Origin of the sequence: Pseudomonas sp. 8AS, assembly GCF_902506505.1 — a bacterium.
Lineage (GTDB): Bacteria > Pseudomonadota > Gammaproteobacteria > Pseudomonadales > Pseudomonadaceae > Aquipseudomonas.
The window spans coordinates 450352-465561 of the sequence record NZ_LR733406.1; the positions used below are offsets into that span (position 1 = coordinate 450352).

A 15210-nucleotide genomic window follows, 5' to 3' on the forward strand; every position below is an offset into this window, starting at 1 on the left:
GATGGCTGAGGTCTTGCGAATATAATATACGAAGTTCTCTTGGCTTCGCTTGGCGCGGCCTCTACCGCTCGTCTTCGTTGCGCGGGCCGGGCTGGTTGAAGCGCTCGGCCAGCTGGTTGATCTGCAGCCGCTCGGCGCGGATGAAGTCGAGGAAGGCCTGGGCCACCGGCGACAGGCGCTTGCCGCGGCCGTGCACCACGCACCAGCTGCGCAGCAGCGGCAGTTCCTCCACCGGCAGCTCGCGCAGCAGCCCGGCGGCCAGTTCCAGGCGCACCGCGTGGCGCGGCAGCAGGGCCAGGCCGAGGCCGGCGATCACCGCCTCGACCTGGGATTCGCTCGAGCCGATCTCGATGACCTGGGCGAAGTGCGCGCGCTTCTGGTGGCAGTATTCCTCGCAGGCGCGGCGGGTGCCCGAGCCGGCCTCGCGCACCAGCAGGGGGAAGCCGCTGAGATCGCTCAGGCGCAGGCGCTGCAGCGAGCACAGCGGATGGTTCGGCGGCGCCACGGCGATGATCGGGTTGGTGAAGAACGGGAAGAAATCCAGCGCCAGCTCGCTGGGCACCTGGGACATGATCAGCAGGTCGTCGCGGCTTACCGACAGGCGCCTGACCGCCTGGGCATGGTTGATCACCACCAGCTGCAGGCTGACTTCCGGGTGCTGGGCGCGGAAGGCGGCGAACAGGTGCGGTACCAGGTACTTGGCGCTGGACTCCACCGCCAGGTTGAGCTGGCCCTGCAGCGAGCCCTGCAGGTCGGAGAGCTGCATGTCGAGGCTCTCCAGGCGGCCGAAGATGTCCTCGCTGGCTTTCAGCAGCGCCTCGGCGGCGGGGGTCAGGTAGAGCTTCTTGGCCACGTAGTCGAACAGCGGCTGGTCGATCAGCTCCTCCAGCTGGCGGATCTGCAGGCTCACGGCCGGCTGAGTGAGGGCCATTTCCTCGGCGGCGCGGCTGTAGGAGCGGCTCTCGCATACCGCACGGAAAATCTGCAGCTGACGAAATGTCATGCGCATCAATGATTTACGCATTTCCAGGGCTCGCCGGTAAGGTTGACTCGTTCAACTATAAGTCTTTACTAATGGCTAACCCAACAAATATTGATTTTGGTTAATCACCGCGTCGGCGTAGGGTAAATGCAAGACCGCTACACTTCGTACGGTCACCCGTCGACCGCCCTGCTGCGGCCGTTTGTTCACGTGATCGAGGAACCAGGCTCGTGATCAAGAAGATCCTCATCGCCAACCGCGGCGAGATTGCCGTCCGTATCGTGCGCGCCTGCGCCGAGATGGGCATCCGCTCGGTGGCCGTGTATTCCGAGGCGGATCGCATGGCGCTGCACGTCAAGCGCGCCGACGAGGCGCACAGCATCGGCGAAGACCCGCTGGCCGGCTATCTGAACCCGCGCAAGCTGGTGAACCTGGCCGTGGAAACCGGCTGCGACGCCCTCCACCCCGGCTACGGTTTCCTCTCGGAGAACGCCGAGCTGGCGGAGATCTGCGCCGAGCGCGGGATCAAGTTTATCGGCCCCAGCGCCGAGGTGATCCGCCGCATGGGCGACAAGACCGAGGCGCGGCGCAGCATGATCGCCGCCGGCGTGCCCTGCACCCCGGGCACCGAGGGCAACGTGGCGGATATCGCCGAGGCCCTGCGCGAAGGCGAGCGCATCGGTTACCCGGTGATGCTCAAGGCCACCTCCGGCGGCGGCGGGCGCGGCATCCGCCGCTGCAACAGCCGCGAGGAGCTGGAACAGAATTTCCCGCGGGTGATTTCCGAGGCGACCAAGGCCTTCGGCTCGGCCGAAGTGTTCCTGGAAAAATGCATCGTCAATCCCAAGCACATCGAGGCGCAGATCCTCGCCGACAGCTTCGGCAACACCGTGCACCTGTACGAGCGCGACTGCTCGATCCAGCGCCGTAACCAGAAGCTGATCGAGATCGCCCCCAGCCCGCAGCTGACCCCCGAGCAGCGCGCCTATATCGGCGACCTGGCCGTGCGCGCGGCCAAGGCGGTGGGCTACGAGAACGCCGGCACCGTGGAGTTCCTGCTCGCCGAGGGCGAGGTGTACTTCATGGAGATGAACACCCGGGTGCAGGTGGAACACACCATCACCGAGGAGATCACCGGCATCGACGTGGTGCGCGAGCAGATCCGCATCGCCTCTGGCCTGGAGCTGTCGGTCAAGCAGGAAGACATCCAGTACCGCGGCTTCGCCCTGCAGTTCCGCATCAACGCCGAAGACCCGAAGAACAACTTCCTGCCCAGCTTCGGCAAGATCACCCGCTACTACGCCCCCGGCGGCCCCGGCGTGCGCACCGACACGGCGATCTACACCGGCTACACCATTCCGCCGTACTACGATTCCATGTGCCTGAAACTGATCGTATGGGCACTGACCTGGGAAGAGGCGATGGACCGCGGCCTGCGCGCCCTGGACGACATGCGCCTGCAGGGGGTGAAGACCACTGCCGCTTACTACCAGGAAATCCTGCGTAACCCCGAGTTCCGCAGCGGCCAGTTCAACACCAGCTTCGTCGAAGCCCATCCGGAACTGACCAACTATTCGATCAAGCGCAAACCGGACGAGCTGGCCCTGGCCATCGCTGCCGCCATCGCCGCCCACGCCGGCCTGTGAGGAATTGAGCCATGACTAAGAAGATCACCGTTACCGATACCATCCTGCGCGACGCCCACCAGTCGATCATCGCCACGCGCATGCGCACCGAAGACATGCTGCCGATCTGCGACAAGCTCGACCAGGTCGGCTACTGGTCCCTGGAAGTCTGGGGCGGCGCCACCTTCGACGCCTGCGTGCGCTTCCTCAAGGAAGACCCCTGGGAGCGCCTGCGCAAGCTCAAGGCCGCGCTGCCCAACACCCGCCTGCAGATGCTCCTGCGCGGGCAGAACCTGCTCGGCTACCGCCACTACAGCGACGACGTGGTGCGCGCCTTCGTGGCCAAGGCCGCGGTCAACGGCATCGACGTGTTCCGCATCTTCGACGCGATGAACGACGTGCGTAACCTGCGCGTGGCCATCGAGGCGGTGAAGGCCGCCGGCAAGCATGCCCAGGGCACCTTGAGCTACACCACCAGCCCGGTGCACACCGTGGCCGCCTTCGTCGAGCAGGCCAAGGCCATGCAGGCCATGGGCATCGACTCGATCGCGATCAAGGACATGGCCGGCCTGCTCACCCCCTACGCCGCCGCCGACCTGGTCAAGGCGCTGAAGGCCGAGATCGACCTGCCGGTGTTCGTGCACAGCCACGACACCGCCGGCATGGGCGCCATGTGCCAGCTCAAGGCCATCGAGGCCGGTGCCGACCATATCGACACCGCGATCTCCAGCTTCGCCTGGGGCACCAGCCACCCGGGCACCGAGTCGATGGTCGCCGCGCTCAAGGGCAGCGAATACGACACCGGTCTGGACCTGGAGCTGCTGCAGGAAATCGGCCTGTACTTCTACGCCGTGCGCAAGAAGTACCACCAGTTCGAGAGCGAGTTCACCGCCGTGGACACCCGCGTGCAGGTCAACCAGGTGCCGGGCGGGATGATGTCCAACCTGGCCAACCAGCTGAAGGAGCAGGGCGCCCTGCACCGCATCAACGAAGTGTTCGCCGAGATCCCCAAGGTGCGCGAAGACCTCGGCTTCCCGCCGCTGGTCACCCCGACCTCGCAGATCGTCGGCACCCAGGCGGTATTCAACGTGCTGGCCGGCGAGCGCTACAAGACCATCACCAACGAGGTCAAGCTGTACCTGCAGGGCCGCTACGGCCGCGCGCCGGGCAAGATCAACGAACACCTGCGCTTCCAGGCGATCGGCAGCGAGGACGTGATCGACGTGCGCCCGGCCGACCTGATCAAGCCGGAACTGGCCAAGCTGCGCGAGGAAATCGGCGCCCTGGCCAAGTCCGAGGAAGACGTGCTGACCTACGCCATGTTCCCCGACATCGGCCGCAAGTTCCTGGAAGAGCGCGCCGCCGGCACCCTGACCCCGGAAGTGCTGCTGCCGATCCCGGAAGCCGGCGGCGTGGCCGCGGCCGGCGGCGAAGGCGTACCGACCGAGTTCGTCATCGACGTGCACGGCGAGAGCTACCGTGTGGACATCACCGGCGTCGGCGTGAAGGGCGACGGCAAGCGCCACTTCTACCTGTCCATCGACGGCATGCCGGAAGAGGTGGTGTTCGAGCCGCTCAACCAGTTCGTCGGCGGTGGCGGCAGCAAGCGCAAGAGCGCCAGCGCCCCGGGCGATGTCAGTACCACCATGCCGGGCAATATCGTCGAGGTGCTGGTCAAGGAAGGCGATCAGGTCAAGGCCGGCCAGGCCGTGCTGATCACCGAGGCGATGAAGATGGAAACCGAAGTGCAGGCGCCGATCGCCGGTACCGTCAAGGCCATCCACGTGGCCAAGGGCGACCGGGTGACCCCCGGTGAAGTGCTGGTGGAGATCGAAGGTTGAGTCCCAGGGGCGCGTAAGCGCCCCTTTTTTTGTCTTCAGAAAGGAGGTGTGGGGTGGACCCGGTGGTGTTGTTCTTCGTCTTCGGTCTGGTCGCCGGGCTATTGAAGAGTGAGCTGAAACTACCGGCGGCGTTGTACGAGACGCTATCGATCATCCTGCTCCTGGCCATTGGTCTGCATGGAGGCGTGGAGCTGGCCGAGCAGGCCAGCCTGCAACTTTTGGGGCAGGCGGCACAGGTGTTGGGGCTAGGTATCGGCTTGCCGTTGCTGGCCTTCGCCCTGTTGCGCGGGCTGCGCTTTGACCGAGTCAATGCGGCGGCGGTGGCCGCGCATTATGGATCGGTGAGTGCGGGTACCTTTGCCGTGGTGGTGGCTTACCTGGTGTCGCGCGAGATCTACTTCGAGAGCTACATGCCGCTGTTCGTGGCGATTCTGGAGATTCCGGCAATTCTGGTCGGCATCTTGCTGGCCAAGGGTGTCAGTCGCGGTACCGACTGGAGAGAGCTGGGCCGCGAGATATTCCTCGGCAAGAGCATCATGCTGCTGCTCGGCGGTCTGGTGATCGGTGCCATCGCCGGCAAGGAGGCGATCAAGCCGCTGGAGCCGCTGTACACCAGCATGTTCAAGCCGGTGCTGGCGTTCTTCCTGCTGGAAATGGGCCTGATCGCTTCCGGCCAGCTGGGTGCGCTGAAGCAATTCGGCTTGCGCCTGGCGACCTTCGCCCTGCTCATGCCGCTGCTCGGCGCGCTGATTGGCGCCTTGCTGGCGCGAGGTATGGACCTGAGTCTGGGCGGCACGGCGATGCTCGCCACCCTGGCCGCCTCGGCGTCCTATATTGCCGTGCCGGCGGCGCTGCGCCTGGCCCTGCCCGAGGCCAATCCCTCGCTGTCACTGACGGCTTCGCTGGGCATTACCTTCCCGTTCAATATCCTGGTCGGCATACCGCTCTATCTGGCGCTGGCCGAACAGTTGATCGCCTGGGGGCTTTGAGATGAACGTACATACTCGCACCTTGCTCACCGTGATTGGCGAAGCGGCGCTGGAGAAGAAGTTGCTGGCCGACCTGGAAACCCTGGGCGCGCCGGGCTGGACCATTTCCGACGCCCGTGGCCGTGGCGGCCGCGGCGTGCGCAGCGCCGGCTGGGACACCGAAGGCAACATCCGCCTGGAGGTGATCTGTGCGCGCGAGCTGGCCGAGTGCATCGCCGAGCACCTGCAGCAGCGCTATTACGCCAACTACGCGATGGTCTGCTATCTGTCCGACGTGCAGGTGCTGCGCCCGGAGAAGTTCTAGCAGCGCGACTCGTATGAGCAAGAAAAAGGGGAGCCTAGGCTCCCCTTTGTTCGTATCGGCCGGACTCAGCGCCAGAACGGCTTGCTGACCTCGACCTGGCGCTCGTACAGGCTGATGCCGGCGTCGGCCAGCAGGCGTTCGTCCAGGCGGGCCAGCTGGTGGCGGCTGACGATGCGGCGTTTCCACAGCAACAGGGTGGCGATGACCTGCAGCGGCAGGCTGCCGCGGGCGTTGCTGGAGCTGTCTTGAAAGAGCGAGTCGGAACTGAGGGTACGTTCCATGGTGGTGCTTCCTTCCGCTTGTGGCGGGGTGAGAGTGTGTTCGTCTGGAGAAGTATTTTCCTGACTAAATGGTCGTTTTTGTAGGCACAGCTGCGGTTAATTGCAGGGCTATTTGTTAGTCAGCTTGGTAACTGTTCTGCTTTTTTGTCGGCAACTGTACTGGTCATCCGTGAAAAGTCAGGCAGTAGGCGCAATGGCGAGACTTTCCACTGCAGCTGATGAGAATTGCGGCAAATTGGTGGCGGTACAGTTGTTTTCTGAGCCGGATAATTGTCGATCTGTTATTGCCCGGATCGTGCTGTTTCCGGCCGTCGCGGCGGTCCATGATTTTCTCAATGGTGCCCATGCAAATCGCCACGTTGCCGCTGGCCGATGCCGGGCCAGCTAATCGGCCAAGACGGCAGCAGTTGGGGTCGTGTATCCGCGGCGCCTGAGCAGGGCTCAAGCAGCACAGTGGCGCTGGAGGAAGTCGGCGATCAGCGGGTTGACCCGTTGCGGATGGGTGATCGGGCCCATGTGGCCGAGCTCGGCGAATTCCACCCGCTGCGCCTGGGGCAGCGCGCCGGCGAGCAGGCGGGCGACTTCGCGGGCCGAGACCGGCGACTGCCGGCCGACCAGGTAGAGCACCGGCACCTGCAGCCAAGCCGCTGCCGCCGCCGTCCATCCCGCCGTCCGGCAGCGGCCGGGCGGTCGGCGCCGGGCTGGCTGGGGCTCAGCTGCCGGTCTTGATCTTGCTCCAAGTGCGGGTGCGCACCCGCTCGATCTTCTGCGGCAGCGGTTGCAACACGTAGAGGGTCTTCTGCGCCTCGGCGGTCGGGGTCAGGTTGGGATTGTCGCGGATTGCGGCTTGCACCAGCGGCATGGCGTCCTTGTTCGGGTTGGGGTAGCCGAGGAAGTCGGAGATCGGCGCCACCACTTTCGGCTCCAGCAGGTTGTTGAGGAACTCGTGGGCCTCGGCGACGTTCTTCGCGCTTTTCGGAATGGCGAAGGAGTCGAACCACAGCGGTGCGCCTTCCTTGGGCAGGCGCCAGTCGACCACCACGCCGTTGCCGGCTTCCTTGGCGCGGTTGGCGAACTGGTAGAAGCTGCCCGAGTAGCCGATGGCCACGCAGATGTCGCCGTTGGCGATATCGGTCATGTACTTGGCCGAGTGGAAGTAGGCGATGTAGGGGCTGATCTTCTGCATCAGCTCGCCGGCCTTTTCATAGTCTTTCGGGGTGCGACTGTTCGGATCCAGGCCCAGGTAGTGCAGGGCGATCGGCAGGATCTCGCCGGGCGAATCGAGCACGGCCACGCCGCACTGCTTGAGCTTGCTGATGTTCTCTTCCTTGAAGATCAGGTCCCAGCTGTCCACCGGGGCATCCTCGCCGAGCACGGCCTTGACCTTGGCCGGGTTGAAGCCGATCAGCACGGTGCCGTACATGTAGGGCACGGCGTACTGGTTGCCTGGGTCGTTGGCGGTCATCAGCTCGAGCAGGGCCGGGTCGAGGTGCTGCCAGTTGGGCAGCTGGCTCTTGTCCAGCTTCTGGAACACCCCGGCCTTGATTTCGTTTTCGAGGAAGGTATTGGTCGGCACCACCAGGTCGTAGCCGGAGTTGCCGGTGAGCAGCTTGGCCTCCAGCGACTCGTTGGTGTCGAACAGGTCCCAGGTCAGTTTGATCCCGGTGTTCTGGGAAAACTCCTTGGGTACCGACGGCAGCATGTAGTCGGCCCAGTTGTACACGCGCAGTTCGCGCTGCGGGTCCGCGGCTTGTACCTGGGCCGTGCCGGCCAGCAGGGCGGTGCTGCACAGGGTGGTAGCGATCAGCTGGTGGAGTTTGTTCATCTTGTTCTCCTCATGCGGGGCGCGTCAGGCGCCCTGGAAACCTTCGAGTACGTTGACGGCGTTGATGCCGATTTCCGCCACTGCGTAGCCGCCTTCCATGACGAACAGGGTCGGTTTGCCGAGGGCGGCGATGCGCTGGCCCATGCGCAGGTAGTCCGGGCTGTCGAGCTTGAACTGGGAGATCGGGTCGTCCTTGAAGGTGTCGACGCCGAGCGAGACCAGCACCACGTCCGGAGCATAGGCGGCGATGCGCTGGCAGGCGCTGTCGAGGGCGGCGCCCCAGGCGTCCCAGGCGCTGCCGGCGGCCAGCGGCAGGTTGAGGTTGAAGCCGCGCCCGGCGCCTTCGCCGACCTCGTCGGCATAGCCGAGGAAGAACGGGAACTCGAAGCTCGGGTCGCCGTGGATCGAGGTCACCAGCACGTCGTTGCGCGCATAGAAGATCGACTGGGTGCCGTTGCCGTGGTGGTAGTCGACATCCAGGATGGCCACCCGCAGGGCGCCCTGGTCGAGGCAGGCCTGGGCGGCGATGGCGGCGTTGTTCAGGTAGCAGTAGCCGCCCATCAGGTCGGCGGCGGCGTGGTGGCCCGGCGGCCGGCACAGGGCGAAGGCGCTGCGTGCGCCGGCGGCGATCTCGCGCTGGGCGCTGAGGGCGACTTGGGCCGAGCTGTACACGGCCTGCCAGGTGCCGGCGGTGATCGGCGCGCCGCCGTCGAAGCTGTAGTAGCCGAGCTGGCCGTGCAGGCTGTCCGGCAGCTTGTGGCGCAGGGTGCGTGCCGGCCAGGTGAAGGGCAGCAGGTCGCCGTTGGGGTTGCCCGCGGCCGCCCAGCGCGCCCAGGCGCCTTCGAGGAAGGTGAGGTAGTCGGCGCCGTGGATGCGCTCGATCGGCGCCATGCCGAAATCGTTGGGGCCGCGCACCTCGCCCAGGTTGCGCTCCTTGACCCGCTGCAGCACGTGGTCGGCGCGCGAGGGCATTTCGAAGCAGGGCTTCAGCTCGCCGTCGATCAGCTCGCAGCGGCCGTGGTGCAGGCGGTGGTCGTCACTGTAGAAGGTCAGCATCTTGTTGTTCTCCTGGCAATGCATCTGGCGCCATTGTTGGCAGTGCCGTGGCCGGGAGAAAACGACCGGAGCGGCCACAAGGGGATAGATGTGGCCAATTTGTTGAAACCTGCATGCCCGTCTCAGGCGCGGAAGCGACTGGGCGGCAGCCCGCTCCAGCGCTGGAAGGCATGGCGGAAACTGGCGGTTTCACTGTAGCCCATGGCCTCGGCAATCTGGTGGATGGGCAGCTCCTGCTGTTCCAGCAGCTGGCGGGCGCGGCTGAAACGCAGTTCGTCGAGCAGGCTCTGGTAGCTGCTGCCGGCATCGTGCAGGTGGCGGCGCAGGCTGCGCGGCGAGCAGTGCAGCTGCGCCGCCAGACCTTCCAGCCCCGGCGGCGCCTGCAACTGGGCGGCGAGCAGCTGGCGACAGCGGGTGACCAGGGTCTGCCGGCTGACGAAGGTGGCGTTGAGCTGGCGGCACTGTTCGCGCATGTCGCGTGCGGTCACCGGGTCGGCCAGCGGCAGGCGCCGTTCCAGCCAGGTGCGGGGGAAGCCGAAGGCGTTGCGCGCGGCGCCGAACTGGTGCGGGCAGGCGAAGCTGGCGGCGTACTGCGCCTCGTAGGCGGGGGCGGCATGGCGGAACTGCGCGCCGACCAGGGGCAGCGGCTGGCCGAGCAGGTCGTCGCAGATCAGCTTCATCGAGGCCAGGCAGAACTCCACGTTGAAGGTCTGCAGTTCGGCCTGGTCGCGGTAGCCGTCGGCGCACAGCCAGACGCTGTCGCCGTCGTCCACCAGGCTCAGCTCGAAGTAGGTGCCGAGCAGCGCCGGGTACTCCAGGGCCAGCCGCAGGGCGTCACCCAGGGTAGCGCTGGCGAGCAGGGTGTAACCGAGCGCGCCGTAGGAGGAAACGTGCATGCGCCGGCCCAGCAGCAGGCCGAGCTCCTGGCAGTGGGCCAGGGCATTGGCGCACACGCGCATTTCCTGGGCGGTGCTGATGCGGATATCCGGGTGCTGCAGGTCGGCCAGGCGAATGCCGCTGCCGGCCAGCAGGGCTTCGGCGCTGACGCCGGGGTGGTCGCCGAGGGTCTGCAGGATCAGGGCGACGCTGTGCAGGGTGGTGAGGTGGGAATGCAGCATGGCGACACCGCCAGTGAAGGATGCCAATTCAGACGCAAGAAGTATGCCCCGGCAGGCAGCGGAGGGTCACCGCCAACTGTGATGGACGGCGTGCGCCGGGCGTCTATTTCGCCTCGTGGATAGGTGGAGACAGGCCATGCAAGCGGTGTTGAACGAGATTCTGGAGCAGGTCCGCCCGCTGTTGGGCCAGGGCAAGGTCGCCGACTACATCCCGGCGCTGGCCGAGGTGCCGGCCGGGCAGCTGGGCATTGCCGTGTACGGCATCGATGGCAGCCTGTACAGCGCCGGCGACGCCGACACGCTGTTCTCCATCCAGAGCATTTCCAAGGTGTTCAGCCTGGTCCAGGCGATCCAGCATGGCGGCGAGGACATCTGGCAGCGCCTGGGGCACGAGCCGTCCGGCCAGCCGTTCAACTCGCTGGTGCAGCTGGAGTTCGAGCGCGGCCGGCCGCGCAACCCCTTCATCAACGCCGGCGCTCTGGTGATCTGCGACATCAACCAGTCGCGCTTCGCCGCTCCGGCGCTGTCCATGCGCGACTTCGTCCGCCGCCTGGCGGGCAACCCGCAGCTCAACTCCGACGGCAAGGTGGCCGACTCGGAGTACCAGCACCGCGCGCGCAACGCCGCCGCGGCCTACCTGATGCAGGCCTTCGGCAACTTCCACAATGAGGTCGAGACGGTGCTGCGCAGCTACTTCCACCACTGCGCGCTGGCCATGAGCTGCGTCGACCTGGCGCGGGCCTGCGGCTTCCTGGCCAACCAGGGTGTCTGCCCGTTCAGCGGCGAGGCGGTACTGACACCGCGGCAGACCCAGCAGGTCAACGCCATCATGGCCACCAGCGGGCTGTACGACGAGGCCGGCAACTTCGCCTACCGGGTCGGCCTGCCGGGCAAGAGCGGGGTCGGCGGCGGCATCGTCGCCGTGGTGCCGGGGCGCTTCAGCCTGTGCGTGTGGTCGCCGGAACTGAACGCCGCCGGCAACTCGCTGGCCGGCATGGCGGCGCTGGAACTGCTCAGCGAACGGATCGGCTGGTCGGTGTTCGCGCCGCTGAATGCGTAGATCCCGGCTTTTGTGGGAGCGGCTGCCTACTCGGCCAGCTCACCGCACAGGTCGAGGGCGAATAGGCGCTCCACCTCGGCCTGGGGCAGGCCCGTGCCGAGCAGGCTGAACAGCTTGCCCAGCGCCGCCTCGCGGCTCATGCCGCCGCCGCTGACCAGGCCGGCCTGCGCCAGGGCGCTGCCGGCGGCATACACGCCGAACTCGACATGGCCCTGGGCGCACTGGCTGATCGCCGCCAGCACCACGCCGCGCGCATGCGCCTCGCGCAGGGCGGCGAGGATCTCCGGGTTGTCCGACGGGCCGGTGCCGCTGCCGTAGCATTCCAGCAGCAGCGCCTCGGCGCCGCTGGCCAGCACGGCGCGCAGTTGCGCCGCACTCAGGCCGGGGAACAGCGGTTGCACGGCCAGCGCCACCGGGCGGCGCGGCTGGCGGTAGTGCAGGGCGGCGGGCAGCGTGTCGACGGCCTGGCCGTGGCGTGGCCGGCGGGTGTCCTGGAAGGCGTCGAAGGCCTCGCTCTTCAGCTTGCTGGCGCGCGCGCCGTGCAGCAGCTGGCCGTTGAAATACAGGTGCACGCCGGGCTCCACGCCTTCGACGAGCAGGGCCAAGGCGCCGAACAGGTTCGGCCAGGCATCGCTGCCGGGCACCCCGGCCGGCTGCATGGAGCCGGTCAGCAGCACCGGCACGTCCAGGCCGAGCAGCAGAAAGCTCAGGGCCGCCGCGCTGTAGGCCAGGGTGTCGGTGCCGTGCAGCAGCAGCACGGCATCAACGCCGTCCTCGTCCACCGCGTGGACGATGGCATCGCGCATGGCCAGCCAGTTGGCCTGGGTCATGTTGGCGCTGTCCAGCGGCGGCAGCAGCTCGGCGAACTGCCAGGCCGGGACGGGGCACTCGGGGTGGGCGGCCTGTTCGGCGCGCAGGCGGGCTTCGAAGCCGGAGGCCGGGGCCAGCCCGGCGGCGCTCATCTGCATGCCGATGGTGCCGCCGGTGTACAGCACCAGCAGCTTTTGGGTCGGAGTCATGGGGTCAACCAAACAAGTGTCGATACTGGATAAAGCCGGAGCGACTGGCGATCCGGTCGTAGAGTTGGCGCGCCTGGGCGTTGTCTTCCTGGGTCAGCCAGTGCACCCGGCTGGCGCCGGCGGCCTGGGCGGCGGCATACACCTGCTCGATCAGCGCGCGGCCGATACCGCCACCGCGCACGGCCTCGCTCACGTACAGATCCTGCAGGTAGCAGTAGTCGCCGAGCGTCCAGCAGGAACGGTGGAAGATCCAGTGCACCAGGCCGATGGCCACGCCGTCCTGCCAGGCCAGTGCGGCCTGCATTGGCTCGCTCGGGTCGAGAAAGCGCTGCCAGGTCACGGCGCTGACTTCGGCCGGAATATCGCTGTGGTAGAAGCGCTGGTAGCCCTGCCACAGCGGCAGCCAGGCGGCGTGATCGGCGGCAGTAACGGGGCGGATTTGCAGAGACATCGGCGGCTCCTGGCGCGGGGTTTCGCCCGAGTGTAACGGCGAAACGGCGGCGATTGGGCAAGAAAAAGGGGGCCTAAGCCCCCTCTTCCCTGAGTGCGCTGACTCAGCGCTGGTGCGCGGTGTGAGCCATCTCGGCACGGGCGTTGGCGCTCTCGCCCTGGGTCGGGGTCGGCCAGGCAGCCGGGTCCAGGTCGAGGTCGGCATAGTCCTTCGGATCCAGTACCGGCGACTGCACGCCAGCCTTGATCTGCCGGTCGTAGTCACGCATCAGGCGCAGGCCGGTCTTGAACAGCAGGGTCACGGCGGCCAGGTTGACCAGCGCCAGCAGGCCCATGGTCACGTCGGCAAAGGCGAACACGGTGGACAGGTCCTGCATCGAGCCCCACAGCACCAGGGCAATCACCAGCACGCGGTAGGCGATCAGCAGTGCAGGCTTCTCGCTGAAGAAGCTCAGCGCGTTCTCACCCAGGTAGTAGTTGTACACCAGGGTGGTGAAGACGAAGAGCAGCAGGGCGGAGCTGACGAACACGCGGCCCCACTCGCCGACTTCGGCGGCCAGGGCGGTCTGGGTCAGGACTACGCCGGCCAGGTTGCTGCCCGGCTCGTAGACGCCCGAGAGCAGGATGATCAGCGCGGTGCTGGTGCAGATCAGCAGGGTGTCGATGAATACGCTGAGCGACTGCACGATGCCCTGGGCGGCCGGGTGCTTGACCGCGGCTACGGCGGCGACGTTCGGCGCACTGCCCAGGCCTGCTTCGTTGGAGAACAGGCCGCGCTTGACGCCCATGATGATGGCCGCGCCGATACCACCGGCGAAGGCCGGCTCCAGGCCGAAGGCGCTCTTGACGATCAGGGTCAGCACCGCCGGCACTTCGGTGATGTTCATGCCGATCACCACCAGCGCCATGGCGATGTAGGAGAAGGCCATGATCGGTACCAGCACGTCGGCGGTGCTGGCGATGCGCTTGATGCCGCCGAAGATGATCAGGCCGATCACCGCCACCAGGGCGATACCGCTGATGTAGGTCGGCAGGCCGAAGGTGTCATGCAGCGAAGTGGCCACGGTGTAGGACTGCACGGCGTTGAAGCCGAAGCCGAAGGTCACCAGCAGCAGGATCGAGAAGATCACCGCCAGCCAGCGCTGACCCAGGCCATGCAGGATGTAGAAAGCCGGGCCGCCGCGGTAGGTGCCATCCGGCTCGCTGCGCTTGTACAGCTGGGCCAGGGAGCATTCGAAGTAGCTGGTGGCCATGCCGAGCAGGGCGACCAGCCACATCCAGAACACCGCACCGGGGCCGCCGAGCATGATCGCCACGGCGACACCGGCGATGTTGCCGGCACCGACACGGCCGGCCACGGAAAGCATCAGCGCCTGGAACGAGCTGAGCTGGCCCGGTTTACGCTGGAAGGCTTCGGCGAAGATGCTGAACATGCTGCCGAAGTAACGGAACTGGACGAAACGCGAGGCGATGGTGAAGTACAGGCCGAGACCGACCAGGGCGACGATGAGGACCTTGCTCCAGAGCAGGTCGTTGAGGAGATCGAGCATGATGAGGGTGTCTCTCTTGTTGTTCTGGATGGGCGAGGCCGCGCCACCGTGCGGCCCCGGCATGGTTGGCCAAGAGCGGCGCCGGCGCAATTTCGCGGGTCGCGGCGAGTTGATGCGAGTTGATGCTAGAATCGCGTCACTCGCATCATCAGGGTCCGGATCATGGCGGAACATTTCGGCGACAACCTCAAGCTGCTGTGCAGCCATTACCGCTCGATTGCCGAGGTGTGCCGCAAGCTGGCGATCAATCGTGCCCAGTTCAACAAGTACCTCAGCGGCCAGAGCCGCCCGACGCCCTACAACCTCAAGCGCATCTGCGACTTCTTCGGCGTCGAGGAATACGAGCTGGGCCAGCCACCGGAGCAGTTCGCCCGCCTGATCGGCGCCCGCGACGCCAAGCCGGGCAAGGTCAGTGACGGCGACCCGCTGCTGGAGCTGCTGCAGCCGCTGCGCGACAACGCCGGCAACCTCGGCCGTTACTGCGGCTACTACTTCGAATACTCCAACTGCATGTCGGTGCCGGGCTTCATCCTGCTGTCGCTGGTGCACCTGCGCGAGGAGCGCGGCACCTACCTGTTCGAGCGTCAGGAGCGCCAGGAACGCTCGCGCACCGGCGAGGCCGAGGACTGGGTGCGCTGCCGTTACCTGGGCGCCGCCTTCGCCCTGCAGGACCGGCTGTTCCTGCTGGACTACGAGTCGCTCACGGTCAACGAGATGAGCCAGACCATCCTCATCCCCAGCTACAAGAGCCGCATCACCCGCCTCAATGGCCTGAAGACCGGCGTCTCCAGCGGCGACGGGCGCAACCCGGCCTGCACCCGCGTGGTCTGGGAATACCTGGGGCCGGAGATCAACCGGGTCAACGCCTACCGGCAGATCATGCTGTACCGCCCGGACGATGCGCGCATCGATGCCGACATCCGCCAGCGCCTGACGGTGGAGCCGCTGAAGAACGGCCTGTTCGAGATCGAGTAGGACCCGGCCTGCACCGAGCCCGTCGTGTCTTATATGGTCGCGTTCATAACCACTCTATTGCAGTCTTGCCTAAACCTCGACCGGCCACGACCAGTGTTGTGTTGGGCAAAATGGCCTGCAGATTCTGAGTCGATA

The 15210-nt window shown here is 66.3% G+C and carries 15 protein-coding genes; 6 read left to right on the forward strand and 9 right to left on the reverse strand.

Annotated features, from left to right (window positions below; translation table 11 throughout):
- Positions 1 to 61: 61 nt before the first annotated feature.
- Complete coding sequence (locus GV001_RS02015; protein WP_178091794.1) at positions 62 to 1024, reverse strand: LysR family transcriptional regulator; 963 nt, start codon at positions 1022 to 1024, stop codon at positions 62 to 64.
- Between the two features lie 188 nt (positions 1025 to 1212).
- On the opposite strand from GV001_RS02015, the gene GV001_RS02020 reads away from it, so the two are divergent.
- Genes GV001_RS02020 through GV001_RS02035 form a run of 4 tightly spaced genes read left to right on the forward strand, consistent with a single transcriptional unit; the run spans position 1213 to position 5741 of the window.
- Positions 1213 to 2628 (forward strand): acetyl-CoA carboxylase biotin carboxylase subunit, encoded by a 1416-nt coding sequence (locus tag GV001_RS02020; RefSeq protein WP_160077617.1) that lies wholly within the window; start codon positions 1213 to 1215, stop codon positions 2626 to 2628.
- 11 nt (positions 2629 to 2639) lie between these two features.
- Complete coding sequence (gene oadA, locus GV001_RS02025) at positions 2640 to 4448, forward strand: sodium-extruding oxaloacetate decarboxylase subunit alpha (protein WP_160077619.1); 1809 nt, start codon at positions 2640 to 2642, stop codon at positions 4446 to 4448.
- A gap of 29 nt (positions 4449 to 4477) precedes the next feature.
- Positions 4478 to 5437, forward strand: coding sequence for a sodium-dependent bicarbonate transport family permease (locus GV001_RS02030; RefSeq protein ID WP_160077621.1), 960 nt, complete (start codon positions 4478 to 4480; stop codon positions 5435 to 5437).
- Between the two features lies 1 nt (position 5438).
- Complete coding sequence (locus GV001_RS02035; protein ID WP_160077623.1) at positions 5439 to 5741, forward strand: P-II family nitrogen regulator; 303 nt, start codon at positions 5439 to 5441, stop codon at positions 5739 to 5741.
- A gap of 65 nt (positions 5742 to 5806) precedes the next feature.
- Here the strand turns inward: GV001_RS02035 and GV001_RS02040 are convergent, their stop codons facing one another.
- From GV001_RS02040 to GV001_RS02060, 5 genes are all read right to left on the reverse strand, one after another.
- Positions 5807 to 6022 carry a DUF1127 domain-containing protein gene (locus tag GV001_RS02040; RefSeq protein WP_160077625.1) on the reverse strand — a complete coding sequence of 72 codons (216 nt, stop codon included), beginning with the start codon at positions 6020 to 6022 and terminating at the stop codon, positions 5807 to 5809.
- 441 nt (positions 6023 to 6463) lie between these two features.
- A complete protein-coding gene (locus GV001_RS02045; protein ID WP_160077627.1) occupies positions 6464 to 6649 on the reverse strand; it encodes an alpha/beta fold hydrolase in 186 nt (61 codons plus the stop codon).
- A gap of 85 nt (positions 6650 to 6734) precedes the next feature.
- Positions 6735 to 7847, reverse strand: coding sequence for a polyamine ABC transporter substrate-binding protein (locus GV001_RS02050; protein ID WP_160077629.1), 1113 nt, complete (start codon positions 7845 to 7847; stop codon positions 6735 to 6737).
- A 24-nt stretch (positions 7848 to 7871) separates the two neighbouring features.
- A complete protein-coding gene (locus tag GV001_RS02055; RefSeq protein WP_160077631.1) occupies positions 7872 to 8903 on the reverse strand; it encodes a histone deacetylase family protein in 1032 nt (343 codons plus the stop codon).
- A 122-nt stretch (positions 8904 to 9025) separates the two neighbouring features.
- Complete coding sequence (locus GV001_RS02060; RefSeq protein ID WP_160077633.1) at positions 9026 to 10021, reverse strand: AraC family transcriptional regulator; 996 nt, start codon at positions 10019 to 10021, stop codon at positions 9026 to 9028.
- A gap of 136 nt (positions 10022 to 10157) precedes the next feature.
- Here GV001_RS02060 and glsB point away from each other — a divergent pair, with 136 nt between their 5' ends.
- Positions 10158 to 11081, forward strand: a complete 924-nt coding sequence (gene glsB, locus GV001_RS02065; protein WP_160077635.1) for a glutaminase B — start codon at positions 10158 to 10160, stop codon at positions 11079 to 11081.
- A gap of 26 nt (positions 11082 to 11107) precedes the next feature.
- On the opposite strand, the gene GV001_RS02070 is transcribed toward glsB, so the two are convergent.
- The 3 genes from GV001_RS02070 to GV001_RS02080 form a co-directional block, all read right to left on the reverse strand.
- A complete protein-coding gene (locus GV001_RS02070) occupies positions 11108 to 12100 on the reverse strand; it encodes an asparaginase (RefSeq protein WP_160077637.1) in 993 nt (330 codons plus the stop codon).
- Between the two features lie 4 nt (positions 12101 to 12104).
- Entirely contained in the window at positions 12105 to 12551 is a 447-nt protein-coding gene (locus tag GV001_RS02075; protein ID WP_160077639.1) for a GNAT family N-acetyltransferase, read from the reverse strand.
- A gap of 103 nt (positions 12552 to 12654) precedes the next feature.
- Entirely contained in the window at positions 12655 to 14100 is a 1446-nt protein-coding gene (locus GV001_RS02080) for a sodium:alanine symporter family protein (protein WP_160077641.1), read from the reverse strand.
- Positions 14101 to 14262: 162 nt separating this feature from the next.
- Here GV001_RS02080 and GV001_RS02085 point away from each other — a divergent pair, with 162 nt between their 5' ends.
- Complete coding sequence (locus tag GV001_RS02085) at positions 14263 to 15075, forward strand: helix-turn-helix transcriptional regulator (RefSeq protein ID WP_160077643.1); 813 nt, start codon at positions 14263 to 14265, stop codon at positions 15073 to 15075.
- The last annotated feature ends 135 nt before the right edge of the window (positions 15076 to 15210 follow it).

What these genes read in the sequence shown, in the direction of transcription:
- GV001_RS02040 (WP_160077625.1), bottom strand. Translation starts at nt 6,022, where the DNA reads ATGGAACGTACCCTCAGTTCCGACTCGCTCTTTCAAGACAGCTCCAGC.
- GV001_RS02035 (WP_160077623.1), top strand. Translation starts at nt 5,439, where the DNA reads ATGAACGTACATACTCGCACCTTGCTCACCGTGATTGGCGAAGCGGCG.
- GV001_RS02055 (WP_160077631.1), bottom strand. Translation starts at nt 8,903, where the DNA reads ATGCTGACCTTCTACAGTGACGACCACCGCCTGCACCACGGCCGCTGC.
- GV001_RS02015 (WP_178091794.1), bottom strand. Translation starts at nt 1,024, where the DNA reads ATGCGTAAATCATTGATGCGCATGACATTTCGTCAGCTGCAGATTTTC.
- GV001_RS02070 (WP_160077637.1), bottom strand. Translation starts at nt 12,100, where the DNA reads ATGACTCCGACCCAAAAGCTGCTGGTGCTGTACACCGGCGGCACCATC.
- GV001_RS02060 (WP_160077633.1), bottom strand. Translation starts at nt 10,021, where the DNA reads ATGCTGCATTCCCACCTCACCACCCTGCACAGCGTCGCCCTGATCCTG.
- GV001_RS02085 (WP_160077643.1), top strand. Translation starts at nt 14,263, where the DNA reads ATGGCGGAACATTTCGGCGACAACCTCAAGCTGCTGTGCAGCCATTAC.
- GV001_RS02075 (WP_160077639.1), bottom strand. Translation starts at nt 12,551, where the DNA reads ATGTCTCTGCAAATCCGCCCCGTTACTGCCGCCGATCACGCCGCCTGG.
- GV001_RS02080 (WP_160077641.1), bottom strand. Translation starts at nt 14,100, where the DNA reads ATGCTCGATCTCCTCAACGACCTGCTCTGGAGCAAGGTCCTCATCGTC.
- glsB (WP_160077635.1), top strand. Translation starts at nt 10,158, where the DNA reads ATGCAAGCGGTGTTGAACGAGATTCTGGAGCAGGTCCGCCCGCTGTTG.
- oadA (WP_160077619.1), top strand. Translation starts at nt 2,640, where the DNA reads ATGACTAAGAAGATCACCGTTACCGATACCATCCTGCGCGACGCCCAC.
- GV001_RS02050 (WP_160077629.1), bottom strand. Translation starts at nt 7,847, where the DNA reads ATGAACAAACTCCACCAGCTGATCGCTACCACCCTGTGCAGCACCGCC.